The organism is Planomonospora algeriensis (assembly GCF_977012225.1).
Genome location: NZ_CDRNDK010000735.1, coordinates 1 through 2,098, shown reverse-complemented (window position 1 = coordinate 2,098; position 2,098 = coordinate 1). Strand labels below are relative to the sequence as shown.

The following is a 2,098-nucleotide window of genomic DNA, read 5'->3' as shown; positions in this document are numbered from 1 at the left end:
GCTCCCCGCGGCGGGACCGCGATCGCGGGCCGTCAGGTCGATCGGCATGGTGGGGTCGGGCGCGGTCCCGTCCACGATCGCGCGCAGGGAGGCGCACGCCTCCTGGGCGGACATGCGCAGCCGCGGGTCCTTGCGGAGCAGGCCGGCGATCACCGGCCCCAGCGCCCCGGCGTACCGGAGCGGGGGCGGCGGTTCGTGCATGACCGCGGCGAGCGTGGCCAGGGGATGGGCGCGCTGGAAGGGGGAGCGCCCCTCGACCGCCATGTACAGTGTCACGCCGAGCGACCACAGGTCGGAGGCGAACTCCGCGGGGCCGCCGCCCGCCCGCTCCGGCGCGATGAAGGCCGGCGTGCCGATGAGCGCCCCGGTCCTGGTCACCGAGGAGTCGCCCTCCAGCATCGCGATGCCGAAATCGGTCAGCACCGCCCGGCCGTCGGCGGCGAGCAGCACGTTGTCCGGCTTGACGTCGCGGTGCAGGACGCCCACCCGGTGCGCGGCGACCAGCGCGCCGAGCACCTCCAGCCCGATCCTCGCCACCCGGGCCGGCGGCAGCGGCCCGTCCTCCCTGATCACCGCGCCGAGCGTGCGGGAGTCCACCAGCTGCATCACGATCCAGGGACGGCCCCGCTCCTCGACGACGTCGTAGACCGTCGCGACGCACGGATGACCGACCCGGCCGGCCGCACGCGCCTCCCGGAGCGTGCGGACGGTGAAGACCTCGCGTTCGGGCCCCGTCAGATCGGGCGAGGGGATGACCTCCTTGACGGCCACGTTCCGGCCGAGCACCTCGTCCCGGGCCCGCCAGACCGTGCCCATGCCCCCCCGGCCGATGTGTTCCAGCAGCCGATACCGGTCAGCGATGAGCTCCTGAGAATCGGACATGGGGCTCGGACTACCCTGGATCGAAGGGGGTAATCGGGACGTTTCACGCGGTCCGGGGCGGAGGATCGCCCCCGGGGGAGGTCACCGCCCCGTCCGCGGGCCGCACGGCGGGTCCGGCCCGCAGCGGTGAGGGCTCCACCCGCAGCAGCCGGGCGGCCCAGCCGGGCAGCCACCAGTTCCAGGGGCCCATCATCGCGACCACGGCCGGGACGAGGACACCCCGGATGAGGGTCGCGTCTAGCAGGATGCCCAGGGCCAGGCCGCTGGCGAACACCTTCACGTCCAGCTCGGGCGTCATGGCCAGGGCGGCGAAGGAGACGAACAGGATCAGCGCGGCCGAGGTGACCAGGCGGCCGGTCCGGCCGACACCCTCGACCACCGCGCGGACGGTGTCACCGGACCTGTCGTACTCCTCGCGCATCCTGGCCAGGATGAACACCTCGTAGTCCATGCTGAGGCCGTACAGGAAGGCGAAGATCGTCAAGGGGACGAACTCGCCGATCGAGCCGGTCGGCTGGATGCCGAGCAGCTCGCGGGTCCCCCAGCCGGACTGCCAGAGCAGGACCATCGCACCGATCACCGCGCCCAGCGAGAGCAGGTTGAGCGCGATCGCCTTGAGCGGCAGCAGCAGGGAGCGGAACGCCCGGGCCAGCATCACGAACGTGGCCAGCGCGATCAACGCGAGCATCCACGGGAAGGCCCCGTAGGCGTGCTCCCGGAAGTCCATGCTCTGCGCCGCGCCGCCGCCCACCCGGACGGTGCCCGGTACGGCCCGGCGGACCCGGGTGATGGTCTGCCGGCCCGCGTCGCTCCCGTTCTCCGCGACCGGGAGCACGGTGACGACCGCCGTGCCGTCCCGCCGCCAGGACGGGCCCTCCGGGGCGAGCACGGCGGAGACGCCCTCGACGGCCCTGATCCGCTCGGCCGCCGGCCCGGGGTCGCCGGTGACCAGCACGTCGAACGGGGTGAGGGAACCGGCGGGGACGCCGGCCCGCCGGAGCGCGGCCAGCCCTTCGTAGCCGGGTCCCGAGGTGCGCAGGTCGCCGCTCTCGGGCAGGCCCAGGTCGAGGCCGGACGCGGTCACGGTCAGCGCGATCAGCAGGCCGCCGGAGAGCAGGGCGGCCGGCACGCGAAGCCGCACCACCCCGCGCGCCCAGGCCGACCAGGCGCGCCCGGCCCGGGCCTCCCGGCGGTACGGCGCGCCCGCCGTACCGGA

At 74.7% G+C, this 2,098-nt stretch carries 2 protein-coding genes; both read right to left on the bottom strand.

The features are described 5' to 3' along the window. Positions 1–882 (bottom strand): serine/threonine-protein kinase (locus tag ACWJ6R_RS35195; protein WP_449066352.1); only part of this gene is annotated, 882 nt, incomplete at its 3' end. Positions 883–925: 43 nt separating this feature from the next. Then, positions 926–2,098 (bottom strand): MMPL family transporter (locus ACWJ6R_RS35190; RefSeq protein WP_449066351.1); only part of this gene is annotated, 1,173 nt, incomplete at its 5' end.